Source organism: Erwinia persicina, assembly GCF_019844095.1.
Lineage (GTDB): Bacteria > Pseudomonadota > Gammaproteobacteria > Enterobacterales > Enterobacteriaceae > Erwinia > Erwinia persicina.
The window spans coordinates 2,768,008-2,792,508 of the sequence record NZ_CP082141.1 but is presented as its reverse complement, the minus strand read 5'-3'; the positions used below and the strand labels follow the sequence as shown (position 1 = coordinate 2,792,508).

At 52.9% G+C, this 24,501-nt stretch carries 26 protein-coding genes; 12 read left to right on the top strand and 14 right to left on the bottom strand.

Annotated features, from left to right (window positions below; all coding sequences use genetic code 11):
- Positions 1 to 126 precede the first annotated feature (126 nt).
- Entirely contained in the window at positions 127 to 1,095 is a 969-nt protein-coding gene (locus tag K6L24_RS12665; RefSeq protein ID WP_222682327.1) for an FAD:protein FMN transferase, read from the top strand.
- Here K6L24_RS12665 and dcuR read toward each other — a convergent pair.
- From dcuR to K6L24_RS12620, 9 genes are all read right to left on the bottom strand, one after another.
- Entirely contained in the window at positions 1,076 to 1,795 is a 720-nt protein-coding gene (gene dcuR / locus K6L24_RS12660; protein ID WP_062743596.1) for a two-component system response regulator DcuR, read from the bottom strand. The two genes, K6L24_RS12665 and dcuR, sit on opposite strands and share 20 nt — an antisense overlap.
- Positions 1,792 to 3,432: a sensor histidine kinase gene (locus K6L24_RS12655; protein ID WP_222681529.1), complete on the bottom strand. Its 1,641-nt coding sequence runs from the start codon at positions 3,430 to 3,432 to the stop codon at positions 1,792 to 1,794. The genes dcuR and K6L24_RS12655 overlap by 4 nt, the downstream gene beginning before the upstream one ends.
- A gap of 166 nt (positions 3,433 to 3,598) precedes the next feature.
- Positions 3,599 to 3,829, bottom strand: coding sequence for a YgdI/YgdR family lipoprotein (locus K6L24_RS12650; RefSeq protein ID WP_222681528.1), 231 nt, complete (start codon positions 3,827 to 3,829; stop codon positions 3,599 to 3,601).
- Positions 3,830 to 3,844: 15 nt separating this feature from the next.
- Positions 3,845 to 4,078, bottom strand: a complete 234-nt coding sequence (locus K6L24_RS12645) for a YgdI/YgdR family lipoprotein (protein ID WP_062743593.1) — start codon at positions 4,076 to 4,078, stop codon at positions 3,845 to 3,847.
- A gap of 775 nt (positions 4,079 to 4,853) precedes the next feature.
- Positions 4,854 to 5,147 carry a biofilm/acid-resistance regulator YmgB/AriR gene (locus K6L24_RS12640; protein ID WP_338121640.1) on the bottom strand — a complete coding sequence of 98 codons (294 nt, stop codon included), beginning with the start codon at positions 5,145 to 5,147 and terminating at the stop codon, positions 4,854 to 4,856.
- A 185-nt stretch (positions 5,148 to 5,332) separates the two neighbouring features.
- Positions 5,333 to 5,629, bottom strand: a complete 297-nt coding sequence (locus K6L24_RS12635; RefSeq protein ID WP_062743591.1) for a hypothetical protein — start codon at positions 5,627 to 5,629, stop codon at positions 5,333 to 5,335.
- Between the two features lie 169 nt (positions 5,630 to 5,798).
- A complete protein-coding gene (gene ycgZ / locus K6L24_RS12630; protein WP_062743590.1) occupies positions 5,799 to 6,044 on the bottom strand; it encodes a regulatory protein YcgZ in 246 nt (81 codons plus the stop codon).
- A gap of 292 nt (positions 6,045 to 6,336) precedes the next feature.
- Entirely contained in the window at positions 6,337 to 6,657 is a 321-nt protein-coding gene (locus K6L24_RS12625; protein ID WP_062743589.1) for a hypothetical protein, read from the bottom strand.
- Positions 6,658 to 7,169: 512 nt separating this feature from the next.
- Positions 7,170 to 7,883, bottom strand: a complete 714-nt coding sequence (locus K6L24_RS12620; protein WP_222681527.1) for a dTMP kinase — start codon at positions 7,881 to 7,883, stop codon at positions 7,170 to 7,172.
- Positions 7,884 to 8,063: 180 nt separating this feature from the next.
- On the opposite strand from K6L24_RS12620, the gene K6L24_RS12615 reads away from it, so the two are divergent.
- The 7 genes from K6L24_RS12615 to lptG all read left to right on the top strand — a co-directional run bounded on the left by K6L24_RS12615 (position 8,064) and on the right by lptG (position 14,684).
- Positions 8,064 to 8,810 (top strand): nucleoside/nucleotide kinase family protein, encoded by a 747-nt coding sequence (locus tag K6L24_RS12615; RefSeq protein WP_222682326.1) that lies wholly within the window; start codon positions 8,064 to 8,066, stop codon positions 8,808 to 8,810.
- Positions 8,811 to 8,818: 8 nt separating this feature from the next.
- Positions 8,819 to 9,556 (top strand): nucleoside/nucleotide kinase family protein, encoded by a 738-nt coding sequence (locus K6L24_RS12610; protein ID WP_118664272.1) that lies wholly within the window; start codon positions 8,819 to 8,821, stop codon positions 9,554 to 9,556.
- 193 nt (positions 9,557 to 9,749) lie between these two features.
- On the top strand, positions 9,750 to 11,108 hold the full coding sequence (locus tag K6L24_RS12605) for a lipopolysaccharide biosynthesis protein (RefSeq protein ID WP_222681526.1): 1,359 nt from the start codon (positions 9,750 to 9,752) through the stop codon (positions 11,106 to 11,108).
- Entirely contained in the window at positions 11,098 to 11,931 is an 834-nt protein-coding gene (locus tag K6L24_RS12600) for a hypothetical protein (protein ID WP_174522409.1), read from the top strand. Before K6L24_RS12605 ends, K6L24_RS12600 begins: the two co-directional genes overlap by 11 nt.
- A gap of 22 nt (positions 11,932 to 11,953) precedes the next feature.
- Positions 11,954 to 12,517: a YtfJ family protein gene (locus K6L24_RS12595; RefSeq protein WP_222681525.1), complete on the top strand. Its 564-nt coding sequence runs from the start codon at positions 11,954 to 11,956 to the stop codon at positions 12,515 to 12,517.
- A 20-nt stretch (positions 12,518 to 12,537) separates the two neighbouring features.
- Positions 12,538 to 13,608, top strand: a complete 1,071-nt coding sequence (lptF, locus tag K6L24_RS12590) for an LPS export ABC transporter permease LptF (RefSeq protein WP_222681524.1) — start codon at positions 12,538 to 12,540, stop codon at positions 13,606 to 13,608.
- Positions 13,605 to 14,684 carry an LPS export ABC transporter permease LptG gene (gene lptG, locus K6L24_RS12585; protein WP_222681523.1) on the top strand — a complete coding sequence of 360 codons (1,080 nt, stop codon included), beginning with the start codon at positions 13,605 to 13,607 and terminating at the stop codon, positions 14,682 to 14,684. Before lptF ends, lptG begins: the two co-directional genes overlap by 4 nt.
- 72 nt (positions 14,685 to 14,756) lie before the next feature.
- On the opposite strand, the gene spt is transcribed toward lptG, so the two are convergent.
- Genes spt through K6L24_RS12565 form a run of 4 tightly spaced genes read right to left on the bottom strand, consistent with a single transcriptional unit; the run spans position 14,757 to position 18,878 of the window.
- Positions 14,757 to 15,929: a serine palmitoyltransferase gene (spt, locus tag K6L24_RS12580; protein ID WP_062743582.1), complete on the bottom strand. Its 1,173-nt coding sequence runs from the start codon at positions 15,927 to 15,929 to the stop codon at positions 14,757 to 14,759.
- Positions 15,916 to 16,176: an acyl carrier protein gene (locus K6L24_RS12575; RefSeq protein ID WP_062743581.1), complete on the bottom strand. Its 261-nt coding sequence runs from the start codon at positions 16,174 to 16,176 to the stop codon at positions 15,916 to 15,918. The genes spt and K6L24_RS12575 overlap by 14 nt, the downstream gene beginning before the upstream one ends.
- Before the next feature lie 30 nt (positions 16,177 to 16,206).
- The gene (locus K6L24_RS12570) at positions 16,207 to 17,118 is read right to left on the bottom strand and encodes an NAD-dependent epimerase/dehydratase family protein (RefSeq protein ID WP_222681522.1); all 912 of its coding nucleotides are present in this window, start codon (positions 17,116 to 17,118) and stop codon (positions 16,207 to 16,209) included.
- Positions 17,115 to 18,878, bottom strand: a complete 1,764-nt coding sequence (locus K6L24_RS12565; protein WP_062743579.1) for a fatty acyl-AMP ligase — start codon at positions 18,876 to 18,878, stop codon at positions 17,115 to 17,117. The genes K6L24_RS12570 and K6L24_RS12565 overlap by 4 nt, the downstream gene beginning before the upstream one ends.
- 663 nt (positions 18,879 to 19,541) lie before the next feature.
- Between K6L24_RS12565 and K6L24_RS12560 the strand changes: the two genes are divergently transcribed.
- Positions 19,542 to 20,666: a hypothetical protein gene (locus K6L24_RS12560; protein ID WP_062743578.1), complete on the top strand. Its 1,125-nt coding sequence runs from the start codon at positions 19,542 to 19,544 to the stop codon at positions 20,664 to 20,666.
- A 178-nt stretch (positions 20,667 to 20,844) separates the two neighbouring features.
- On the opposite strand, the gene K6L24_RS12555 is transcribed toward K6L24_RS12560, so the two are convergent.
- On the bottom strand, positions 20,845 to 21,393 hold the full coding sequence (locus K6L24_RS12555) for a GNAT family N-acetyltransferase (protein ID WP_062743577.1): 549 nt from the start codon (positions 21,391 to 21,393) through the stop codon (positions 20,845 to 20,847).
- Positions 21,394 to 21,802: 409 nt separating this feature from the next.
- Between K6L24_RS12555 and K6L24_RS12550 the strand changes: the two genes are divergently transcribed.
- The 3 genes from K6L24_RS12550 to K6L24_RS12540 all read left to right on the top strand — a co-directional run bounded on the left by K6L24_RS12550 (position 21,803) and on the right by K6L24_RS12540 (position 24,424).
- The gene (locus tag K6L24_RS12550) at positions 21,803 to 23,347 is read left to right on the top strand and encodes a methyl-accepting chemotaxis protein (protein WP_137268509.1); all 1,545 of its coding nucleotides are present in this window, start codon (positions 21,803 to 21,805) and stop codon (positions 23,345 to 23,347) included.
- Between the two features lie 83 nt (positions 23,348 to 23,430).
- Entirely contained in the window at positions 23,431 to 23,658 is a 228-nt protein-coding gene (locus K6L24_RS12545; protein WP_240043743.1) for a hypothetical protein, read from the top strand.
- 271 nt (positions 23,659 to 23,929) lie between these two features.
- Entirely contained in the window at positions 23,930 to 24,424 is a 495-nt protein-coding gene (locus K6L24_RS12540; RefSeq protein ID WP_062743574.1) for a MarR family winged helix-turn-helix transcriptional regulator, read from the top strand.
- Positions 24,425 to 24,501 lie beyond the last annotated feature (77 nt).

The window sequence follows — 24,501 nt, the reverse complement described above, 5'->3', positions numbered from 1 at the left end:
CGGTCACGAGGTATGAACGGGCTGACCGGAAAAACGTCAGCCCGGCACAGACCCGGCCAGTCGGCCTCTTCCACCCCGGGCGACCGGTTTTCTGGTCGTCCCGCATTGAGGAATCCCTGCATGACATTGTCCTCAGAAACAGGCGTGTACGCCTATTCCGCCGTCCTGATGGGGTCACCCATCCTGCTCAAACTGTTTGAACACAATGAAGCACTCGCCGGTCAGGTGTTTCGTCTTATTAAGCACCAGGAAAATTTATTGACGGTTAACCGTGCTCAGTCTGAAGTGATGGCGATTAACCATGCGGCAGGGCGGCATCCTGTGGTCGTCAGCCCGCCAGTCTATCAGCTGATCAGGCGGGCCAGTGAGGTCAGCAGGCTGCCTGACAGCAGTTTTAACTTTGCTATCGGTCCGCTGGTCAAACGCTGGAAAATTGGCTTTCAGGGGCATACGGTGCCGCCTGAAAGCGAACTGACGACGTTACTGGCGCTGACCGACCCGCATCAGGTGGTACTGGATGATGCCGCACACTCAGTTTTTCTGCAGCAGGCCGGTATGGAGATAGATCTGGGGGCAATCGCCAAAGGCTATATTGCAGATGTGGTGCGGGACTATCTGCATCAGCAGCACGTCGATTGTGCCCTGATCAACCTGGGCGGTAACGTCCAGACGCTGGGGCATCCGGGTGCGCAGGGCTGGGGTATTGGTCTGAAAAAGCCGTTTGCTCAACCTGATACTCTGATTGGGGTGATCGACGTCACTCATCAGTCCGTGGTGACCTCCGGTATCTATGAACGTTACTTTGAACACGACGGACGCTGTTACCATCATATCCTTGACCCACGCACGGGGACCCCGCTGGATAACGAACTGCTGAGTGTGACCATCATCTCTGCGGATTCGATTGACGGGGATATCTGGACCACGCTGCTGTATGGCATGGGGGTAGAAAAAAGCCTCAGTGTCCTGCGCGATACGCCCGACATCGAGGCCATTTTTGTCACCCGGGACCATCAGGTGATCTGTTCCTCACAGCGCGCTTACCGCTTCACGCTGTTAGACGATAGCTATTGTCTTACTGACAATACTGCTTAAGCAACGCCGTATGTTCCGGCTGCAGGCGATAGCGATAGACCGGGCGGCCGGTGGCACCGTAGTGAATGCTGGTAAACAGAATATTGCTGTGCGCCAGCCAGATAAGGTATTTACGGCAGGAAACGCGGGAAATATTGACGGCAACGGCCAAATCGTCCGTTGAAAATTCATCATTTGGATGCGCATCGATCCACAGACACAGGGTGCGCAGCGTCTGCGGGGTCAGCCCCTTCGGCAGGCGTTTGGTATCTTCAACGGCCGGTGGATTGCCGTGCAGCAGTTGGTCAACATCCGCCTGCTCGTAGAACGGGTGATTGTCCATCAGGGTCTTTTTCTGTTTCCATCCGGTCAGCGCCTCTTCGAAGCGGGAGAACTGGAAGGGTTTGATCAGATAATCCACCACGCCATAGTGCAGGGACTGTTTGATCGTTGCCGCGTCGGCGGCAGAAGAGATCACGATCACATCGACATGGCGTCCGGACTCGCGAAGTTCCGGCAACAGATCCAGTCCGTTGTCCTGTTGCATATAGACATCCAGCAGAATCAGGTCGATCGGTATTTCACTGTGCAGCACCCACTCTTTTGCCTGTTGCAGGGTTGACGCCACGCCGCAGCAGGTGAACCCCGGCAGTTGAGCGACATAGCAACGGTTCAGTTCTGCGACCATCGCATCATCATCGACGACTAAAACATTGATCATGCGTTTTTATTCTCTCCATCCCAGGGCAGTTGTACAAAAAATTGCGTATAAACGCCAGGCTCGGACTCTACAATAATTTTCCCGCCAAGGCTCTCGGTTTGTTGTTTTACCAGAAACAGCCCGACGCCGCGCTCATCGCCTTTCGAAGAGAAACCCTTCTCAAAAATCGCCTCCAGCTGGTCGGCTGCAATACCGGGACCGTCATCACTGACCTCACAGGCGAGGAAGCCGTTCTGATAGTGCAGCAGCACACTGATTTCGCCTTCAGCGCTGGGCCCGAGAGCATCCAGCGCATTTTCAATCAGATTGCCCAGCACCGTGATGAGCACCGCTACCTGCGTTTCACTGCCACTGTCCGGCAGCATGCAGTCATCGCTGATCAACAGATGATTGCCGGTGTCGGAAGCACGGTTAATCTTGCTTAACAGGAAGCCGGCAATAACCGGTGACTTAATTTTTCCCATCAGCGATCCGATTTCAGTCTGATAATTATTAGCTGTTTTCAGAATATAATCTTCAACTTTTCCGTAACTTTTCATATGCAGCAGGCCAAGGATCACATGCAGTTTGTTCATAAATTCGTGGGAGCGCTCACGCAGGGCATCGACATAGCTGACCATACCGTCTAGACGCTGCATCAGCTGGCTGACCTCAGTCTTATCCCTGAACGTGCAGATAGCACCGATAATGACGCCGTTACTGCGAACGGGCATGGTATTACACAGCAGGATGCGGCCTCTCAGGTTGATCTCTTCATCCCGCCTTGGCAGGCCATTGCTCAGCACGTTACGGAGGTTAGCGATCAGCGGACCGGAGGCGGCGACCGTCTCGCCGATGTCACTGTTTACCGCCTGCTGAATCCCTGCGTCACGCAGCAGCTGACGTGCCGCCCGGTTAATCAGCGTAACCTGAGTATGATCGTCTACGGCGATCACCCCCTCTTTCATCGATTGCAACATAGCCTGACGCTGTTCAAACAGGGTGGAAATTTCATAGGGTTCCAGCCCGAAAAGGATGCGCTTGGCAGCGTTCACCAGCAGGAACGTCCCAATCGCGCCCACCAGAATCCCAAACAGCGCAGACCAGAAAATATTCCAGCGGCTCTGGTTAATCTGTTTGGCCACTTCACTTAATGAGATACCGATTGCCACTACGCCGACCTGCCGCTGCTGGCTGTTATATACCGGCGTAAATAACCTTAGCGCTTCGGCCAGTTTGCCGTGATTGACGGCCATATTTTCCTGGCCCCGCAGTGCAGGCTGCAGATCATCCCCGATAAAGTGCTGGTTGATCAGACTGGCATCGGGATGAGAATAACGGATGCCGTTCATATTGGTGATGACCACAAACAGGAGGTCATTGCTTTCCTGCACGGCGCTGGCAATCGGCTGAATAATCCCCTGGGTGGGGGGCAACTGCAGTGCGCGCTGGATCTCCGGTGAATCGGCCAGCGTGCGTGCCACCGCCAGTGCCTTATCTCTGACGCTTTCCTGGGTGACGTGGCTGATCTGGAAAAAGTAGAACAGATGCACTATCAGTAATACCGTCGCAATCACGGCGCTGACCATCAGGCTGACGGAAGTGCTGAGCTTCATCGGGCGCTTACGCACAGGGGGCGTCAGCTGCGGGTCACTCATGGGGGCTCCTGAAACAGAGGAAAGCGGTTTAAACTGCCGCTAATATAGCGCGTGAAGCGGTTGAACAGGATGTTTTAGCAGGAAAAAGAGGGCACTTTGTTACGACAAGGCCAGTAACAGCCGGGAGGAGGGATCGCAATAGAGCCCCCGAAGGGGGCTCAGAGGATTAATTTGGCAGCTCACTGAGCTCTTTAACGTCACCTTTGTTAATTTGCTGTTCAGTGCCGTTCGCATCGGTATAGCCAATCATACCCGTTTTCGCGTCTTCTTTCGGTTTGCCATCGCTGATAATGGTTCTGCCATCATTGGTGTGAATAGCATAGCTGCTGCGGGTACAGCCTGAGAGTGCGGTGATGCAGAACAGGGCTGCCAGAGATACGGCCATAATCTTTTTCATAGGGATTCCTTTTTATTAATTGTCGAGTTCACTCATGTTTTTAATCTGTTCACGATTAATCTGTTGGGTTTTGCCCGTGCTGGCATCTTTAAAAGAAACCAGTCCGGTTTCATCATCGACTTGCGGTTTGCCATCAGTAACAATCGTTTTACCATCCGTCGTCTGTATAGACTGATTGGAGGTGCAACCTGCCAGCATCAGCAGTGACAATGCGGCAATAAATGTTGACTTAAACAGGGTGACTTTCATCGGGATTTCCTTATAGATATCTTTACTAAACCTTCACTTCAATTATAGAACAGGTTTTCGATTTTGCTATTAAACACCAAAAATATGTTTCACAACGCGGAGGATTTACAATTTTTCAACCTGGATTGTACATGCTGGCAGATTAGTCTTAAAAGTTAGTATATATCTTGCCTTTTTTTAACTTTTTTATTCTGCTGCTTTGTCACAACGGCAAAGGAAGTCGCTGTTGTACAGTTGATAAGTTTAAATTTGATTTAAATCAATGCGTTGAAAATGATTTTAGTCTCACAATAACAATATTGCAGGGCGGTTTGACACACAGATGTGCATTATTCATGGTGAAATGTTAATATTAAAGTACATACAGCCAGATAAGGGGTGCATGTGCACGATAATAACGAGGAATATCCGAGAGAGATTTATGCGGTTATTGGGCGGGCAGTCTCAGAGCTGATTGCTGCGAGCCAGCCTCTCGACAAGAAGAGCGTTCTCATAATGCTTCAGGCTCACAGCACAAGAACAACTGATGCTGACCTGCAGGGTATTTACAGGAAGGCATTTCGTTATCTGCTGGAAAGCTTTCACTAATTACGTCATCTTCTTCTAACTTTGCTGCCAGTGAAAGCACGTGTCATCTGGCAGACATAAATCACATTTTTTACTGCCCAGCCAGTTCAATTTCATATTTTGAAATAACGCCGGAAAGTACAGCACACCTGCAGCAAAGTCAGGTGTGCGTCATCATGAAATAAACTATTCCCTTTAAACAAACGGGTTATGCGTCATCGGGGGTCATGCCAACCACCACTTCGAGTACCTGGCGATAAACGTCGAGCTGGATAACGTCCGACGTGGTCTCCAGCTTCTCAATAAGCTTGAGAATAATGGCTTTATTGTTGACATGTCTGCCCCCGGTCGCCAGTTCCTTTATCACAGCACCAAGAACCTGAGCTTCTTGCGAAAACTTCTCACCGCCACCCTGGAAGTAACTCAGGATTTCGGATTCTGATGACATCTGCTGCATGATAATGACCTTGTAAAAAATAGAAAAAATGCTCTGGGCCAGCAAAATATGTTTTCCGCAATGCAGGCAAGGCGGAATACGTTGAGTCTAAAAGTATAACAACTGTTCATCGGCAGTGCCTGCGGGCGGTTTAAGCACGCTCTTGAGGTACAGCCAGTGACGCCGATATTGTCAGATAAACGCGATAGCACAACGCCCTGGATTGAGCGTAGTACATCCAGCCAGAACCATCAGTGTTTTTTTGTTCCGTCTGCCGGACCTTCACTGGTAAACAGATGGGTGACATTATCCCTGTCACGAATTTCCCGGGTATCGCTATGACGCTCGGGCGCCTGGTAATTTCTCACCTCAGCAATTGCCCGTCTGCAGGCGCGCTGTCGGTACAGCTCTTTTTCTGCTGCTGCCATCGACTGTAACTGACGGATCAGGGCTGAACTGCTGATGGCCGCATCGGCTTTCAGCAATACCATAACGGCTTCGCCTAAAATAATATCGGAAAGTAGTTCTTCGTCTTCGTTTCTGTACATACCAACTTCTCTGAATCAGTGATGCGGGCAGAGCTAAATACCCGCAGAAACCTGCATCCTGATGCCATCAAACAGCGAATACTGGAGGCAGGGATGGTCAGATTGTCGGACTGAGTCGTGACGTAATGCGCACTTATAAGTGTTCAATCAGCAAAAATTGCTTTAAAACTCAGTCACTGCGGCCAAAAAGTAAGCCAATCAGTTCTTGATAGTGCCGTTCCTGCTCAGGGCCTGATGCCAGCTCAAGGCGCGTCAGCAGCTTTGAACAGATAGACTTGCGGTTAAGGTTACGGCCTGAACGCAGGATCTCAACCACAATCTGGCCAAGCGTTTCCTGCTGAGAAGGCATCACTGCCTCGCTAAAATAACGGCTGATGTCATTTTCAATCTTCGGGTTGGAACCGTCCTGACGCATAAGAATGTCCCTCAGTCGTAAAGTTCATTAAGTCAAAATTTCCGCACTAAAGTTATACATCTATAAATGATTTGTACAGAAATAGTGAATTCTGATCCCGCGTAGATTTGTGCAAAAAATGCTAAATGTTTAATATCATCGGGTTACGGGATAGGCAGGCAGAGATAATACCTGCCTCCGTGAGGAGGAAAAGGTAAAAAACTCTGAATTTCAGAACGGGTGGGTAGGGCTGCGATGTTTTTTACGAGTCAGGCCGATGTCATGACACCGGCCTGTAGGGCAGAAGCCCGGTTCAGCGTTTCGGTTTATCGGTATCGCTGTAAACGTTCATGGTGATGTCAGACTCTTTGCTGACCGGATCGTTTTGGTGGCCAGGAGAGGCCAGCCAGTGGTTGCCCGCAAGCGGGGTTGTCCGGCCTTTTTTGTATTCCAGCAACCATGTACGTGCTTCGTTGATCCTCAACAGACGATCTTCATCCTCTTCTGCTCGTGCCATACTCTGTAACTGATTAATGAGAGATCCAAGACTGACTTCCTCCCTGCTGAAGATAAGATTCATGGCAGCCTCACCGATTACAACATGCTGTTTATCATCTTCATCAGAAATAGACAAAAAATACCTCCAGATAAGTTTTCTCAAGACTCACTTATTTTCGCGTGCCGGGTAATTATAAACCATCTCAACAGATATAGCCGGGTGTCCCTGCAAGTTTCATCATTTTTATTGATAGGTACAAACAATTTAATAATATTAATGTTATTTTAAGTTGTTGATAATAATGTTAAAAAAGGTGTTTTTGGATTGTTGTAAGCAGGGTGCTATTTATTTTTCAGCTTGTAACAAGACAGGGGTATTGTGGATTATTCAGATGTTTCCTGGAATATTTTTCAGGGTTATAACCCACTAAACAAGTCCGTATGAAATTAATAGCAGGCAATTAAATTGAGTAATCTGCATAAAAACTTAGCCCTGATCAGGTTTATGCCGCTTAAAGCCACTCTCACTCTGCTACATCATAATGAGCCATATCGTTAGCGGGGCCCCGGAGAGTTTGCAGCCATAAATCAGCGCTCCAATACAGGCCGCTACTTGTTGCTGTTCCATGGGTGAGCGGGGGGCATCGTTTATTGTTTTTCGTCGTGGATCGCCGGATATCCACGCGAGTGCATCAGTACCGTCACGGCCTGCCGGGCCAGGTCAAGCACCTCAGCCAGGGGTTGATTGGCATTAATATCCACCATTTGAGCGCCTTCGAAGGTCAGCTGCGGTGTGACGGCAATTTTTCTTGCCAGCGATTCAGGATTATGATCGGGCTTACGGGCACAGGCGACATCAAGGTCAACATTAAGCCTGATGACTAAGTCCGGTTTTTGTTTTGCCATCCAGTGAAAAGCACGCCGCTCCAGATCTGCCAGCCAGCGGACAAAGCGACCTCCCGGCACATGTGCCGGAAATACCGGGCCATCGTAAGTGCCGGGGATTTGTACCTGGGGAAAACGGTCGGTTAATACGATCAGCCCCCGCTGACGGCAGGCCAGCATATATCTGAAACGCCACAGACGACGGAGGACAAAACACATAATAACCAGGCCGGGTACCGGGCCGGGGAGCTTTTTAGCCGCAACGACTTTATTACGCTTGATGGCATTATCCAGGATATGCCCGAGCAGCGGCAGCTTAATGACCGAACGCTCAACGTTACCTGCCTGCTTTCCCAGATGAACTCTGACGGCCGGACCGTATTTATTAATATAATGAATTAAATGCTCACAGACCGTGGACTTTCCCGAACCATCGCTGCCAATAATCGCGATGAGCGGTGGGGTTTTCGATTGCATACAAAGGCTCTTTTTAAATTAATGGCGCAAAAATACGCTGATCTTATTTTTTCCTCAACGCCAAATTTTTTAAATGCCATGAATTCATAAAAGCGCAATGCCACCGCACTTTACCGCAAATGTCCCCAGGGGAAGGTGAATTATCATTCACTTATTCATTTTTTTCTTAATGGTTTTTGTGTGAATCAACAGACCGCATTTCCCCATCATGCCCCTGTAAGAGTTATTGCTATCGCCGGTTGTGATGGTGCAGGGAAATCAACACTGGCCTCCTGTCTGACCCAATATTTTTCTGCCGATGAACCCACAAAATTATTGTATCTTGGGCAGTCGTCAGGCCATATCGCAGAATGGATAACTCACCTTCCACTTATTGGGGCTCCTTTTGGGGGCTATTTAAAATCTAAGGCCCGCCGTATTCATGAAAAACCAGCGATACCCCCTGGTGCGGTGACGGCGTTGGTGATCTATTTACTTTCATGCTGGCGAACCTATAAATTTAGCCGGATGTTACGTATGTGTAAAAAGGGGTATTTACTCTTTACCGACCGTTATCCTCAGACCGAAGTTGCCGGGTTTCGCTTTGACGGTCCGCAGCTGGCGAAAACAGAGGGGGGCAGCTTATGGGTGCGTGCACTGCGAAAGCGGGAGGAAAAAATGTATCAGTGGATGGCCTCTTATCCTCCGGTGCTATTAATCAGGTTGAATATTGATGCAGAGACAGCACACCAACGCAAGCCTGACCATCCACGTAGCGTACTGCGTGAAAAAACGGCGGTCATCCCTCAGCTGACTTTCAATGGAGCGCATATTGTGGATTTAAATGGCTGTGATCCTGCCGATAAGATCTTTCATGCCTCGCGGCAGGCAGTACAAAGCTCCCTTTCGTCCTCATTCCATCGGGTATGTGATGATGATGAATTCTGATGTGAGCGGTGGACGATAACGTGCAGAACGAAAACAGTACCCCTCCAACATATATTGCCGGGCTGGTGGCCGTCGTTGGCTGCGACGGTACCGGAAAATCAACATTAACCGCTGACTTAGCGAAAAGCATGAAAAAGTATTGCAGGACAGAGCGGCGTTATTTAGGGCTCATCTCAGGAGAAGACGGCGACAAAATAAAGCGGCTGCCGTTCATTGGTATCTGGCTTGAGCGGCGTCTGGCGGCGAAGTCTTCCCGGACCCAAAGTATGAGTACGCGCTCGCCTGCGCTGTGGGCGGCCCTGATCATGTACGGTTTTTCGCTGCGCCGCAGGGCAAATTTGCGCAAGGTTAAGCGCCTGGCAAATAGCGGGGTGATGGTTATCAGCGATCGTTACCCACAGGCTGAGATTTCGGGTTTTCATTATGACGGCCCCGGCATTGGTGTCGAGCGGGTAAAGGGCTGGCTGATGACACGGCTGGCGGAACGTGAAAAGCGGTTATATCAGGAAATGGCGTTATATCGTCCTCAGTTAGTTATTCGACTCGATATTGATATTGATACCGCTTTTTCCCGTAAGCCCGACCACGATTATGATGAGCTGCAGGATAAAATTTCTGTCATGGAGCACATTCATTACAATCACGCTTCTGTTCTGGAACTGGACTCACGAAAACCTTATGACGAAATATTAAGAGCTTCGCTGAATGCCGTGTTGGAAATTGCCCATGAGCACCAACATTCATAATGTTTGTTTTTTAGTGCGATTTTATTTTCAGCGTGATCGGCGTGTTTTATTCCCATTCCAATTTTAACGATCATTCTGAAGCGACGATTTATTGATGTTTCAGTTAGTGACATTTAATGGCTACTCTTTTTATTGATGCGTTAAATATCATTCACGGTCTCTCGGGCTTTGTGAATATGGCTGGTTTACTACCATGAAAAACGGGTTTTCGGATGGTGTTTTTCGCACTATTCTGCGCAATACGGCGTATTTAGGATCAGGTAATGTTGCCAGCGCGTTGCTGGGCTTGCTGGCCCTTTCCTGTGCAGGAAAGGGGATGTCACCGGCGATGTTTGGTGTGCTGGTGGTTATTCAGTCCTATGCGAAAACGATAAGCGACGTCATGAAATTTCAGACGTGGCAGTTAGTGGTGCAGTACGGCACGCCCGCTTTAGCGAACAATAACGTGCCGCAGTTTCGCGAGGTAATTTCATTTTCGCTGGGACTGGATATTGCCAGCGGTGCTGCTGCCGTTGTCGGAGGTATGCTGCTGCTTCCCTTCCTCGCACACGCGTTAGGACTGGATGCGCACAGCTTCTGGCTGGCAATCGTTTATTGCACGCTGATCCCTTCCATGGCGGCATCCACGCCCACCGGCATTTTACGGGCGCTCGACCGCTTCGATCTGATTGCGATCCAACAGGCGGTCCGGCCCTTTCTGCGGGCAGCAGGCAGCGTGATCTCTTACACAGGGGATTTTGGCTTTGCCGGTTTTATGCTGACCTGGTATGTCTCTGATCTGATGGGGGGGATGCTCTACTGGTGGTTTGCTGCCCGCGAACTGCGTCGCCGGGGCATTCATCGCGCTTTCCGGCCCCGTTTACTGCATGCTGCCCGGAATCTGCACGGGGCTTGGGGATTTGTCTGGGCAACGAATATTGCTCACTCCATCTGGGCGGCGCGAAACTCCGGCAGCACGGTGTTAGTGGGGATTGTGTCAGGGCCTGCCGCGGCAGGACTGTTTAAAATCGCGATGACCTTTTTATCGGCCACCAGCGCGCCAGCAAGTCTGATGGAAAAAAGCTTTTACCCCGAGATTATGCGACTGGACCCACGTACCAAAAGACCCTGGTGGCTGGCGCTGAAATCAGCGTTGTTAGCAGGGGGCGTCGGGCTTGTGGTGGCGCTGGTCGTGTTGATGGTCGGTAAACCCTTAGTCACCCTCGTGTTTGGCCAACAGTATCTTGCAGCCTGTGACTTAATTCAGGTGATACTCTTTGCCGTTGTCGTGTCGATGATGGGCTTTCCCCAGGAGTCACTCCTGCTGATGGCAGGAAAACAGCGTGCTTTTCTCGTAGCACAGGCGATCTCTTCCGTCGCCAGTATGGTGCTGCTGGTCGGATTATCGCACTTCTTTGGTGTGTACGGGGCCGCATTTGGCTATGCAGGAGGACAGTGCCTGGACGTGCTGTTGTCATTCATTCCTACGCTGCGTGCTTACCGCCATCGCCATTTACTCCATTTTAGCCAGCCCGGAGACGTTCCCCATGACCACCAGACAACTGTGGCGTAAGTATCCTCCTGAGACCGTCGATTTACTGTTTACGGCAGTGGACGAGGACGATTGTGTTGATGACAGTGTCAGCCTGCCACAGGCAATCGATCTCTCCTGTTCCGCAGAGAGCATCCGTGATAATTACGCCCTGTGCCTGCAATACTGGCAGGAAGGTTTTACGCGGGCAGAGCTACTGAGTCTTGTCACCCGCGTCGTGCAGGGGGAAACATTGTCAGAGCAGGAGCGCAGGCAGTACAAATATATTCGCTCCCGTTACAAGCATCTGCGCTTTGCTCAGCGGCTCTATGGTCAGCAACACGTGTGCAGCGCGGGGTTGAGCAAAACCACCGTCTTCCTCGGACGTTTTCAGGATGCGTTCCGTAACGAAAACATAAGCCATGTTACTTTTTATGGGCGGATACTGAGCGTCTGTCTGAGCACGCCGGTCTGGCGGTGGGTGGATCACGCGCTGCGTCATTTTCCCCTGACCGGTGAAAGTGACTTTATCGCCTGTTGCCAACAGGAGATGCGAAAGTTACAGGCATTCATCGCAAAGCCAAGGCTGACAGGACGGGAGTTTCACGCCGTGCGAAAAATAGTCAGTCAGCAGGTGTCCTATTATGACACCCGGCGTGCCCTTGACCCTGATGATCTGGCGGCCCGGCAGATCTCGCGATACTTAGCCGCGATAAACGGTTTAATGGGTGATCGACACGATGAAATGGTGTCCGGTAACCTGGCGGGACAGCGTGATTATAACGCTCCCGAGCCCCTGGATGCGGGTATCCGCCAGCGGCTGGAACACTTTATTGAACGCTATCCGCTTGGTGCCGGTCAGTAATATCCGTCAGAAAGGAAGCACGATGAGGTTATGCAGATTTCTGCCCATTCTGGGTCTGTTACTGCCGGTACTGGCCGCCGCGCACAGCTTCGCTATCGGACACCGTGTCCCCCCTGTTCTCATTGCAGATAAAGGGGAGCTGCGACTGGAACATGGACAGATCCGCTATGTGCCCTGGAAGAGTGCAGATCTGGCGGGCAAAATTCGCGTGGTGCAGTACATTGCCGGACGCACGTCGGCAAAAAATAAAAACGCACTGCTGATCCAGGCCATTAAGGGCGCCATGTTTCCGGCCGACCGCTTCCAGCCGACGACCATTATTAATACGGATGATGTTATCCCCGGTTCCGGCTTTTTTGTGCGCAGAAAGATAGAGAAGAATAAACGACGTTATCCCTGGGCGCAGTTCATTATCGACAGCGATGGCCTCGCCCGGCGCGCGTGGCAGGTGCAACCGCAGAGTTCAACCATCCTGGTGCTGGATGCGCAGGGACGTATACAGTGGGTGAAGGATGGTGCCCTGACACAGGATGAGGTCGCCCGGGTGATTGAGCAGGTGCATCATTTGCTCGATCAGCAGCAATAATGACAAAAGGCGTGCGGTTTATGTTGCTGATTGAACGCTACATTCTGATGCAAACTCACCGGTTAGTGGCGACTCTGCTGGGCTTTCTTATTTTTATTTTTGCCAGCTATTCAGCCCAGCGCTATCTGACCGATGCGGCCAACGGTACATTAGCCCTGACGGTTGTGTTCGACATTGTCTTCTACAAAGTGGTGATCGCACTTGAAATGCTGCTGCCTGTCGGACTGTATGTCGCGGTCGGTGTTACGCTGGGTCAGCTTTACAGCGATGCAGAAATCACTGCGATGTTTGCCTCCGGTGTCAGCCCGCTGCGGCTGTATAAGGCGGCGATGCTGCTTGCCGTGCCGCTGGGTCTGATGGTGATGTTGCTGTCGATGTACGCCAGGCCCTGGGCCTACGGGCAGATTTATCAGCTTGAACAGCAGTCGCAGTCCGAACTGGATACGCAACGGCTGGTGGCCAGACGGTTTAATGTGAATGACAGTGGCAGAATGGTGCTGGCGGCACGCATTGATCCCATCACCCATATCCTGTCCGATGTCCTTATTTACACCTCATCCGGGATGAAAAGCAGCGTATACCGCGCCAGGACGGTCAGCGTCACCGATCCTTCACCCGCCAGTCCCTCGGTTCTGCTGCAGTCCGGCACCTCATACACTCTCGATCATCAGGGTAGCGAGGACAGCGAAACGATATATCGTCACCTTAATCTGCAGCTGGCGCCGATGCCCCAGAGTAACAATACCCGGCGTAAGTCGGCCTCTCTTACCGCGCTCGCCGGCTCGCAGGACCCCGCAGATCAGGCTGAGCGCCAGTGGCGGCAGAGCCGGGGAGTCAGCGCCGTGCTGATGGCGATGTTAGCGGTGTCGCTGAGTCGCATCAAACCCCGGCAGGGGCGCTTTACCACGTTATTACCGTTGACCGCAGTGTTTACCGCGATCTTTTACGGAGGAAATCTCTCCCGCACCCTGGTAGCCAATGGCGCGTTACCGCTGATTCCTGGCGTGTGGTGTGTGCCTTTGGTGATGCTGGCAGGTGTCGTACTTCTTATCGCCCGCGATCTGGCGCTGCTGCCGGCACGCTTCCGATGAACATATTCAGCCGCTATATCGTCCGCAACGTGTTTATCGGCTTTGCCGCCGCGGCAGGACTCCTGATCCCGCTGTTTACCACGTTTAACCTGATCAATGAGCTTGATGACGTCAGCCCCGGCGGTTATCGCTGGACACAGGCCGTGGCGGTGGTTCTGATGACATTACCCCGTAGTCTGGTTGACCTCGGGCCTTTTATCGCGCTCCTCGGCGGCATCGTCGGGTTGGGGCAGTTGTCGAAAAGCCTGGAGTTAACCGCCATGCGAACGGCAGGTTTTTCTGTCCTGCGTATTGCCATGGCTATCGTGGCCGCCGGGGTGATGTTAACACTCGCTTCTGGTGTGCTCGATGAGTGGGTGGCCTCACCGTTACAGCAGCGAGCGATGACGCTGAAAAGCGCCGCTGCGGCGCTGGATGATGACGGTGAGGGCGTCAATAATGCCCTGTGGGCCAGAGATAAAAATGAATTTGCCACGGTCAGAAGGCTGGACAAGCACTATCAACCCGTGGGGGTGGAAATTTTCTACTACCGGCCTGATTTGACGCTGGCGGCCTATATCTATGCGGAGAAGGCCACTGTGCTGGGCAACGGCATGTGGATGCTGCACGGCGTGAATCAAAAGCAGTGGCTGAACCAGAAAGAGACGGTCACGGTGCGGGCAACCCTGCCGTGGCGATCCCTGTTCACCCGCATCAGCCTGAAAGAGCTGACCCTGCCAGCGGCCAGCTTCTCGATCGGACAGCTTCGCCGCTATATTCATTACCTGCATGATACTAACCAGCCCGGCACGGAATTTCAGATCGCGCTGTGGCAGAAGCTGGGACGGTCAGTGTTAACGCTGGCGATGATTTTACTGGCGATCCCGTTTACGTTCAGCATTCCCCGTTCGCCGGGCATGGGCAGCCGTCTGGCCACCGGCGTAATTGTGGGGCTGGTGACCTATATCAGCGATCAGATCATCGTTAACCTCGGGCTATTGCTTTCCCTCAATGTGGTGCTCACCACCCTGGGTCCGCCCGTGCTGTTGCTGTTGCTGGCGGTGGCACTGGTGTACCGGTTTGACCGGCAGCACTGAGACACGGAGAGCAGGAGGGCGCAGCGGCTCAGCGGTAAAGCGGAGAGCCGCCGCGCAGAGTCTGCGGATTGTTCAGCGTTTCAGATCGGCGAAGGCCTGAATAATTTTGTCGATTTGCGCTTCGCTGTGGGCGGCATTGATGCTGCAGCGCAGCAGCGTCATCTCTGCCGGTGCGGCGGGCGGCAGAACCAGGTTGACATAAACGTCGCGTTCGATCAGCGCGCGCCACAGGCGCAGGCCTTCCTCTTTCGAGCTGATAATGACCGGTACCACCGGGCTGATATGTGCCCCCAGCGCGTAACCCAGGCGTTCCAGCCCGTTGTAAAGACGGCGGGCATTATTCCACAGGGTTTCCCGCAGCTCAGGATGATGCGCAATGGTGTTTAACGACGAACGCACTGAGGCGATAACCGAGGGCGAGGATGAGGCGGTAAAGATATAAGGGCGGCTGCTGTAGCGCAGAACGTCCATCGCCTCTGCACCGACGGCAAACCCGCCGACTGACGCCAGGCTTTTGCTGAAGGTGCCGGTGATAATATCCACCTCCTGCTCAACGCCCAGAGCTTCAGCCAGCCCGCGGCCAGTGGCACCCAGCACGCCGAACGAGTGAGCTTCATCCACCACAAGATAACCACCCAGACGGCGTTTGATGTCAACGATCTCTGCCAGGGGCGCCACGTCTCCCAGCATGCTGTAAATGCCCTCAACGATAATGATCGCCTCGCGCGCACGCTCACCCAGGCGCACCATGCGGCGCTCCAGGTCGCGGGCATCGTTGTGGCGAAAGCGGATGATCGTTGCCCCTCCGAGCGCACAGGCATCATAGAGGCTGGCATGGCTGTCGGCATCCAGTAACACCACGGCATCATGTCCGGCCAGGGTGCTGATGATGCCCAGGTTAGCGGTATAGCCCGTTGGAAAAACGATGGCGGTGGGGCGATCAAAAAAGGCGGCAATCTCGCGCTCCAGTGCCAGATGCGAATGATAGCTGCCGTTTGCCATACGTGAGCCGGTGGTCCCCGTCCCCTGGGCCGCCAGCGCGGCCTGGCCTTGTGCAATGGCTTGCGGATTAAATGTCAGGCCAAGATAGTTATTGGTTCCGGCCAGCACCACCCGGTTATTCCCGATGCGGCCTTCGGTTGCCGAGTAAACTTCATCAATGCAAGTGCCAAACGGGTTAAGGCCACTGGACTGGAACTGTTCCCGGTGATGATTAAGACGGGCAAAGCGATCATAAAGGCCCATAGGTTTTCTCCAGGAAGGGGAGTAACGCATCCCGCAGCTGTACCGGAGTCCTGACATCCAGCAATATATTGATAGGGATAGGGATATCAAACCTGTCCTCTAACATCATCAGCAAATCCATTACCCTGATCGATTCCAGACCCAGCTCGTCAACAAGATCGCTGTCTGGTTCTATGTCAACGTCACTGGCCACCATGCCGCGTAAACATGCCAGGATATAGTCCATTACCGCGTTTTGATTCAGCATAAAATCCTCAACTTCCCTTTATTCACAGTATCAAAAGAGTCCTGCACGCAGAGCGTGCTCCAGCGTCACCGTGGGTAACCAACCGGTATATTCAGATAAACGCAAATTGTTTGCAGACCAGTCCTGGTGGGTCAGCTCATGGACTTTGCTGCGGGTCAGCATCGGTGCTTTGCCGGTTAAACAACTGGCCAGCGTGCTGAGATCGGCCATCACCTTCAGCAGCGGCAGAGGGATGCCGATCCGTCGCACGGAACCCTGACGCACCTTTGCGCCGGTTGCCTGTAACGATGACCAGCTGTAGCCTCCCTCAACGCCATCGCAGAGTTCACAAGGGCCCTCTGGAGGTCGGGGGGCCGTCAACCACTGACTCACGGCGTTTGCCAGATCGCTGACATGAAGAAAGGAAAGCCGCGCATCCGCAGGTCCGGTTTGCGGGAGCAGCCCGCGCAGCAGCCAGCGAAAAACCGGTTTCAGCTCTTTATCTCCCGGTCCGTACACCGCCGTTGGGCGAAATATACCCAGGGCAATCCCGGTTGCCATGCGGGTTAAGCGCTGCTCGGCAACATATTTTGAATGGGCATACCAGGAGAGGTGAGGGTGGCGCGCTGCCAGAGACGACATCAGCAAAAAACGCTGACACGAATCGCTCGCTTTCGCCGCCTGCATCAGTCGCTGGCTGCCACAGGCATTGGTCTGCATAAAGGCGTCCTCCCGGCGTCCGCGCACGTTCCCGGCACAGTGCACCACGAAGTCAGCGCCGCGCACTAACTCATTCAGAGCCCAGCTCTGCTCCAGCGTCCCGGTAATCCATGTCAGATTATCCACGGGGCGTTGAGGGCGGCGGGTCAGTGCCCTGACAGTAAATCCCCGCGCCAGCAGGTTGTCGGCAATATGCCTGCCGATAAAGCCTGTTGCTCCGGTTAACGCCACCGTAGAGGTCATGGCGTCTGGCCTGCCAGTTCTGCCCGTGGGCTGACGGAAGCCCCCAGCGCCCTGAGGTAACGTTTTCTGGCTTCGGCACGGGCAGGTTTCCCTGAGGAGGTGCGCGGAAGACTGTGCGGCGGCAGAAGTTCAATCTCGACGGCGACGCCGAATTCGCTTTGAATGTGGGCGGTGAGCGCGTGAACGATCTGTTCCCGGCGCGCTTCGGAACTGAACCTGCACTGGATTTGTAAGATAATGCGTGCCCCTTCTTCCCGATCCTGCGGGGTGACAAAGGCTATCGCATCGCCGGAATGAATCTCCGGCTCCTGTTCGGCGACATATTCAATATCCTGGGGCCAGATATTGCGACCGCGAATGATGATCAGGTCTTTCTTGCGGCCCGTGACAAAGAGGTTGCCCTGCAGCAGATAGCCTAAATCACCGGTATCCATCCAGCCTGTCTCCTGTATTCTTTGCTGTGAGGCGGCATCCTGGAAGTAGCCACTCATTAAACTGGGGCCGGAGATACAGATATGGCCGACCTCACGCTCAGGCAGGGCCTGACCCGCTTCATCACGAATTTCGATACGGTGGCCCGGAAGCGCACTGCCGCAGTTAACAAAGGTCGACACTGCCCGGGTTTTTTCGCCTGGCGCGACGGCCCTGCTCTGATATTCCAGAATACCCCGGTCGACTTCATCCACTTGTGTCCCGCCATCGGCCGGAGAAAAACTGACCGCCAGCGTGGTTTCCGCCAGCCCGTAACAGGGCATAAACGCGCGACGGTCGAAGTTCACTTTACTGAAATGTTGCGCAAACTGGTCGAGCAGCAGTGCAGGAATGGGTTCGGCCCCGACGCCCGCCACACGCCAGCTGGAGAGATCAATACTGGCCAGCTCCTTGTCGCTACTCCGCCGTAAACACAGGTCGTAACCAAAAGGCGGCGCGACAGATACGCTACAGCGGTTTTTACCGATCAGCTTCAGCCACTGCATGGGCCGCATGGCAAAATCCTGCGTACGCAGATAATCAACGGAAAGCTGGGTGGCGACCGGGGTCAGCACAAAGCCCACCAGTCCCATATCGTGATAGAACGGCAGCCACGAAACGCAGCGGTCACCCGCGCGTAATTTGATGCCGTCATGACTGATGACCCGCAGATTCGCCATCACTGCCCGGTGGGTAATGATCACGCCACGCGGAAAGCGCGTGCTGCCAGAGGTATATTGCAGATAGGCAATATCCTCCGGTGAAGGGGGCGGCAGCGCGATATCCCTGTCCGGCAGGGCTGCGAGGTCACCATTGCTGAGGGTATGGATACCGGGGGTATCCGCACTGGCAGAACGGATCAGCGGCAGCCACTCCTCACTGCTGATAATCGCGACGGGCTGGCAGTTTTTGAGTAAGCCCTGAAGCTTGGTAATGTAAGAGTCACGCTGGCCCATCCCCATCGGGATAGCCAGCGGCACTGCCACTAAGCCCGCATACTGACAGGCAAAGAAGGCTTCGACGAAACCCGCGCTGGTTTCGGCCATCAGCGCGACGCGATCGCCTTTTTTCAGGCCCAGCGACAGCAGACGCCGTGCATCAGTGATAGCTCGCTGCCTGAGCCGCCGATATTCCAGCACATCTGCCAGCTGATTACGCCTGTCGTAAAAATTCATCCCGGTACTTCCCCCGGCGGCGTAGTCTAACGCCTCGACCAGAGTGGAAAAGTCAGCATGGCGCATGGGAAGAGAATGGATTGAACTTGTTTCCGATATATACGATAAAGCCATAGATTAAAAACCGCCAAAAAGTACAGATAGCTACGGGGAATAGAGGTCTTTGTAAAAAAATCGCAATAATGTGTCTAAAGTGACTTTAGATTAAAATATGTATTCAATTGTAATTTTAATAGTTAACCTCCCGCAGGCCTCGCGCGAGTTTTACACGGATACCTATATCCGCAGGTGCGCAACCGCATACCGATGTGTGGGGGAGAGGCCCATTGATATAATAATATCTCGATTGGCCGGATAATCCCTGTACATGAAAGTCTTCCCGGTTAATATTGTGGGATTATTATGACGCTTAGTTTTTTAAATGTGTATGGTTAGTTTTATAGGTGTGTCGTTAAACGCATTTAGTGGTAAAAATAGCCATGTCAATTCGGATAATTTCTGTAACATATTGAATGTCGTATAAGGCATGGCCAGGTAATGACACTGTCAGAAATAATGATGCATTATTTGCGAGATATTCACGCTATTGTTCCGGGTAGCGCTAAAAGCGCTTAAGCTGAAAGTGAAAAATAACCGAGTGGGAAAGGGTTCTGTTTTTATCCATTATCTATTTCCTCATTTATAGATTTGTCGGGGTAATACGGCAATAAACGGGTTAATCTGTAGCATTAGCCCGTTTATTGTATTTTTTCGTGAATAAACAGTTTTAAGGTTGTTATGATTTCCATTGAAAAAGTTGATTCAAGACAGCAGCTTAAGGACTTTATTTTTTTTACATCCACCCTTTATGCTGATGACGCTCACTGGATTGATCCCTTATACATGGAGCGCGCAGAACATCTGTCTGATAAAAATCCGGCAAAGGAACATATTGAATGGCAGGCCTGGATCGCGAGATCCGGAGAGAAAGTCGTTGGGCGAATTACGGCACAAATTGATACATTACATCGTGAAATATATGGTGAGGATACCGGCCACTTTGGCATGATTGAGGCCATTAACGATCCGGCGGTGTTCAGCTTGTTATTCCGCACGGCAGAAGAGTGGTTAAAAGCGAAAGGCGCGACCCATATAAGCGGCCCTTTCAGCCTGAATATCAATCAGGAAAGTGGTCTGCTGATTGACGGTTTTGAAACGCCGCCGTCAGCGATGATGCCTCACGGTAAACCCTATTATGCTGCCGCGTTAGAACAACAGGGGTATACAAAAGGTACCGACCTGCTGGCTTACTGGATGCGCCGCACCGACCTGCATTTTTCCCCTTCATTGCGCCGACTGATGGATAAAATGCGACAGAAAGTCACTGTTCGTCGCCTTAATCGCAAGCAGTTCAGCGAGGAAATGCAGATTATGCGACAGATTTTCAATTCCGGCTGGCAAAATAACTGGGGCTTTGTACCTTTCACCGAACGGGAGTTTGCCGTCATGGGCGACCAGCTTAAATTCCTGGTCCCTGACGATATGATTTATATTGCTGAAGTGAATGGCAATCCCTGCGCCTTTATCGTCGGCTTACCCAATATTAATGAAGCTATCACCGGTTTAAAAGGGCGCATGCTGCCCTTTGGCTGGGCAAAACTATTGTGGCGGCTGAAGGTCAGTGGCGTGCGCACGGCCCGGGTACCGCTGATGGGGGTGCGGCAGGAATATCAGTTCAGCCGCAGTGGGCCCGTCATGGCGCTGTTGCTCATTGAGGCGCTGCGCGACCCTTTTGCCCGGCGTAACATTGATGCGCTGGAGATGTCGTGGATTTTAGAGGCGAACAGCGGAATGCGTACGATGCTGGAGCGTATTGGTGCGGTGGCTTATAAGCGTTACCGGGTGTATGAAAAGCGACTTTAACGGCATCGCGTGCTGTATGCGCCAGTAGCGGCACAGGCTCATTCACTGCGTGACTGCCGGGCGTCTACAAGGCTGCCGTCAGGGCATGGCTGCAAAGCCACAGCATGCCTTAACGTGCTGAGTCCGAAGGATAAGGTATCTTTGTTATCTGCAGCGGTTCGCGTATCGGCCAACAGGATCAGCTGCGGCGTTGAGCGTTCCACTCATCACGGGTGATTTCCCACAGCTCAGAGGTCATTCGTCCGCAGACATACTCCTTTTCTTCCGTCCTGACGAGTCGCATACCGCTGCCGACAGAAATATGCCGGGAACGATGGTTTTCGGCGGCTTTTGGTGCCCGCAATAGCGGCCTGTTCAGAGTATTGAACCAGTAATCTGTTACCTTAATACTGGCTTCGCGCATTAATCCCTGACCCTGCCATTCCGGCACCAGCCAGAAACCCCGGTTATTATCTTTCTCGTCATCCAGGCAGATAAGCCCTATCAGCTTATCGGGATCACTGCTGCACCGTATCGTCCAGACCCAGGCCTCCCCTTTGGCCATCGCCGGGAGCGCGACATGACTGACGTAGTGCTCGGCCCCCTTCTCAGGATAGGGCCAGGGAACCGAGGCCACCAGATAACGCACAATCTCCCAGCGCGGAAAGATCGTCTGAATCTGAAAGGCATCTTCAGCGACTAGCGGTTTTAATAGCAGGCGCTCAGTTCTTAGCACGGGCACAGACATGTCTTTATCTCCTTTTCACACGGCAGCATTAAAGCCGGCTCAGGCGCACCGCCCCGGCTGGCTTCAGCCAGCGTGGTATCGCGACGTGCATCCCGCCAGCCCGGCGTACTCCGGTAAAGGTGCGTTATTTTTTAAACAGCGTCAATCAACCCGTATTCTGCCGGCGTTAAGTTCAGCCATGCGGGGTGATTGGGCATCCGCAGTGGCAGGGACGCAACAAAGCAGGCTGCTCTGCTGCCGCTGTCCCCTCTGGCTGAACTGGCGCAGTCAGAAATTCTCCCCCCGGGAGGGGCAGTGGTGAAGCTGTTTGTGAAAATAGAGTGTGTTCAATTTAATTTTGCTCAACCCTTATGTTGTGCGCTGTTCCTGCCGATACAGGTTCACTACGTTAAATGTCCAGGGATAACTGATGAAAATTGCAACGCGACTGACCGCAGGCTTTGGCCTGATTATTTTTCTTTTTATTATTTGCACGGGTATCGCCATTAAAGCGCTCTGGCATGCCCGTGATGGCATGAATGATACCGTTGACGTGAAGATGAAGCGTTTCGCGCTGGTGCTGGATATGCGGGGGAGTGCGCGTGATATGGCGATTGCCGTACGCAACCTGGCTCTGATAACGAACCCGGAGCAGATGCAGCCGGAGTGGCAGCGCCTGGTTAAACAGCGTGAAGCTTATATCCAGAAACGTGAGGCACTGGAAAAAAGTATGTCTGTCAATGTCTCTGCCCGCGGGAAGGTGGCGCTGGAACGGACTTTATCTGCAGAATCCGCGGCACTGTCTACCCTGATGACGGCAGGAAAACTGGGGCTGGAAAACCATAAGAACGAAGCCACAACCTATTTGCTGATCACCGCCCGTCCTGCTCAGAAAGAACTGCTCGAAGCGCTGAACGAACTGACCGATGTTCAAATGCAGTTGAGCCGCGATACGGTGGCTGAAAACAGCGCCCGTTCTTCACGTACGGCCTCTCTTCTGATGGCGATTACTGCATTGTCCGTCCTGCTGGCGGCGGCGACCTGTTTTCTGACGGTTCGCATACTGATGCGCCAGTTGGGCGGTGAACCTGCTCAGGCACAGGCGCTGGCTGCCGCTATCGCCGGCGGCGATCTCACTTACCCGGTCACATTGCGTCGGCACGATAAGGGCAGCCTGCTGGCATCGCTGGCCACCATGCAGGCCAGCCTGCGAAGTCTGGTCTCTGACATCAGGGATTCATCGGTCTCTGTTGCCCTGGCGGCAGACGAAATATCGCAGGGTAATACCGAGCTGTCCTCGCGAACTGAGCAGCAGGCTGCGGCTCTGCAGGAAACGGCCGCCAGCATTGAACAGCTTACCGCGACGGTGAAAAGTAACGCGGCGGGTGCGCAGCAGACGGCGGATACGGCCCGGACAACGGCGACGCTGGCCCGCAACGGGGAGCAAGACGTACAGCGCATGTCGCTGACAATGAATGAAATATCCCTCAGTGCGACGAAGGTTCGCGACATCACTGGCGTTATTGAGAGCATTGCCTTCCAGACCAATATTCTGGCGCTGAACGCGGCCGTTGAGGCCGCCCGCGCGGGGGAAGAGGGTCGGGGATTTGCCGTCGTCGCCGGTGAGGTAAGAACGCTGGCGCAACGCAGCGCTAACGCGGCGCGTGACATTAAGGCCCTGATTGAACAGGCGGTAAACCAGGTAGAAAACGGCGTGACAGTGGCCACCGGCACCGGAGAAAGTATTCTGAAAATAGTGGGTATGGTGAGCGAACTGGCCGACGCAATGGACAACATTTCACTCTCTTCAGGTGAGCAGATGCAGGGGATTTCGCAGGTCAGCGTTGCGGTGAGCCAAATGGATGGCGTTACACAGAGCAACGCGGCCCTGGTGGAGGAATCATCGACCGCATCGCAGTCCCTCTCTGCACAGGCACATGCGCTGCGCGGCATGGTGGAAACCTTTCGCGTATGAGGTCCTCAGCGATTCTGGCCTCTTCATCGTCAGGAGACCTTCTCTCACGTATCTGTGCGCTCAGAGTTGACGTGAATTTTCTGATGAAGCAGCTCAGTGAAGGGGAGTACCTGAGTCTCGACACCTTTGCAAACAACTGGGTGCATCTGATGCGCCTGTACGCCAGTATCCAGCGTCACATGAATGACGCTCAACTAATGGACATTCTGGTACGCACCGATTTGTTGCTGGCGGCAGACCTGATGGCAGTGGGGCGTATCATTGAGGTCATGAACAACTTCCTGCGCTGTGCGGCAAAGCAGGGCAAATAACGTATTACGGCGGGCGTCATATTACCCCCGCTTTCGCCCTTCTTATCTGCACTTATCTGTCAGAAAACAGGGACGTGTTCTGATGAATAAAAATTGACATCATATAAACTTGGTTCAATACTGCGCTCGCTTCTATCCGGGCGAGGAGAACGACTTTCGCCATCATGTCTTTTCGGACAGGGGCCGGTTAACATGGCGTCTCATTCGGGTGTCAGCCGGTCACTTTCTTCAGCAGAAAGACTCTCCGCTCGCTATCAGATTCGGATCCTCAATGCATAACGATGTGAACAATGACACAGATGAAACGGGCGGGTCTCCTCCTGGCACCGATGCGCCTGCGACAGTCGATCAGTTTCTCTGCTTTGCGCTGTATTCTGCCTCACTGGCGATGACCAAACTCTATCAGTCACGATTGAAGCCCCTCGGGCTGACGTACCCGCAATACCTGGTTTTACTGGCACTCTGGCAAACAGACAATGTCACGGTTTCAGACATTGGCGCACGCGTCTGTCTGGATTCCGGTACGCTCAGTCAGTTGCTGAAGCGACTTGAAGCCTCGGGTTTGATCGCCAGGAAACGTGACCTGGGCGGCGATGAGCGCCGGGTACTTATTTCGCTAACGGAGCAGGGACACCAGCTCAGGGTGAAAGCGGCTGGCGTGCCGGCAGATATGGTCTCGGTGATGGATACGCCGTATGAAGAATTGTCTGACCTGACTGCGCGGATTACCGCGCTGCGGCAGAAACTGACCCAGGCTCTGGAATGATCATCTCCCGCTTTTCGGACATCCTGCCCGTTGCGAGCCGATACCGTGGCTGACGCTTGCGGTTACAAACGGCGTGC

What these genes read in the sequence shown, in the direction of transcription:
- K6L24_RS12565 (WP_062743579.1), bottom strand. Translation starts at nt 18,878, where the DNA reads ATGGCTTTATCGTATATATCGGAAACAAGTTCAATCCATTCTCTTCCC.
- K6L24_RS12620 (WP_222681527.1), bottom strand. Translation starts at nt 7,883, where the DNA reads ATGCAATCGAAAACCCCACCGCTCATCGCGATTATTGGCAGCGATGGT.
- K6L24_RS12635 (WP_062743591.1), bottom strand. Translation starts at nt 5,629, where the DNA reads ATGTACAGAAACGAAGACGAAGAACTACTTTCCGATATTATTTTAGGC.
- K6L24_RS12545 (WP_240043743.1), top strand. Translation starts at nt 23,431, where the DNA reads ATGAAGCAGCTCAGTGAAGGGGAGTACCTGAGTCTCGACACCTTTGCA.
- K6L24_RS12570 (WP_222681522.1), bottom strand. Translation starts at nt 17,118, where the DNA reads ATGACCTCTACGGTGGCGTTAACCGGAGCAACAGGCTTTATCGGCAGG.
- lptF (WP_222681524.1), top strand. Translation starts at nt 12,538, where the DNA reads ATGTTGCTGATTGAACGCTACATTCTGATGCAAACTCACCGGTTAGTG.
- K6L24_RS12540 (WP_062743574.1), top strand. Translation starts at nt 23,930, where the DNA reads ATGCATAACGATGTGAACAATGACACAGATGAAACGGGCGGGTCTCCT.
- spt (WP_062743582.1), bottom strand. Translation starts at nt 15,929, where the DNA reads ATGGGCCTTTATGATCGCTTTGCCCGTCTTAATCATCACCGGGAACAG.
- dcuR (WP_062743596.1), bottom strand. Translation starts at nt 1,795, where the DNA reads ATGATCAATGTTTTAGTCGTCGATGATGATGCGATGGTCGCAGAACTG.
- K6L24_RS12555 (WP_062743577.1), bottom strand. Translation starts at nt 21,393, where the DNA reads ATGTCTGTGCCCGTGCTAAGAACTGAGCGCCTGCTATTAAAACCGCTA.
- K6L24_RS12560 (WP_062743578.1), top strand. Translation starts at nt 19,542, where the DNA reads ATGATTTCCATTGAAAAAGTTGATTCAAGACAGCAGCTTAAGGACTTT.
- K6L24_RS12550 (WP_137268509.1), top strand. Translation starts at nt 21,803, where the DNA reads ATGAAAATTGCAACGCGACTGACCGCAGGCTTTGGCCTGATTATTTTT.
- K6L24_RS12575 (WP_062743581.1), bottom strand. Translation starts at nt 16,176, where the DNA reads ATGCTGAATCAAAACGCGGTAATGGACTATATCCTGGCATGTTTACGC.
- K6L24_RS12650 (WP_222681528.1), bottom strand. Translation starts at nt 3,829, where the DNA reads ATGAAAAAGATTATGGCCGTATCTCTGGCAGCCCTGTTCTGCATCACC.
- K6L24_RS12605 (WP_222681526.1), top strand. Translation starts at nt 9,750, where the DNA reads ATGAAAAACGGGTTTTCGGATGGTGTTTTTCGCACTATTCTGCGCAAT.
- ycgZ (WP_062743590.1), bottom strand. Translation starts at nt 6,044, where the DNA reads ATGCGTCAGGACGGTTCCAACCCGAAGATTGAAAATGACATCAGCCGT.
- K6L24_RS12645 (WP_062743593.1), bottom strand. Translation starts at nt 4,078, where the DNA reads ATGAAAGTCACCCTGTTTAAGTCAACATTTATTGCCGCATTGTCACTG.
- lptG (WP_222681523.1), top strand. Translation starts at nt 13,605, where the DNA reads ATGAACATATTCAGCCGCTATATCGTCCGCAACGTGTTTATCGGCTTT.
- K6L24_RS12595 (WP_222681525.1), top strand. Translation starts at nt 11,954, where the DNA reads ATGAGGTTATGCAGATTTCTGCCCATTCTGGGTCTGTTACTGCCGGTA.
- K6L24_RS12655 (WP_222681529.1), bottom strand. Translation starts at nt 3,432, where the DNA reads ATGAGTGACCCGCAGCTGACGCCCCCTGTGCGTAAGCGCCCGATGAAG.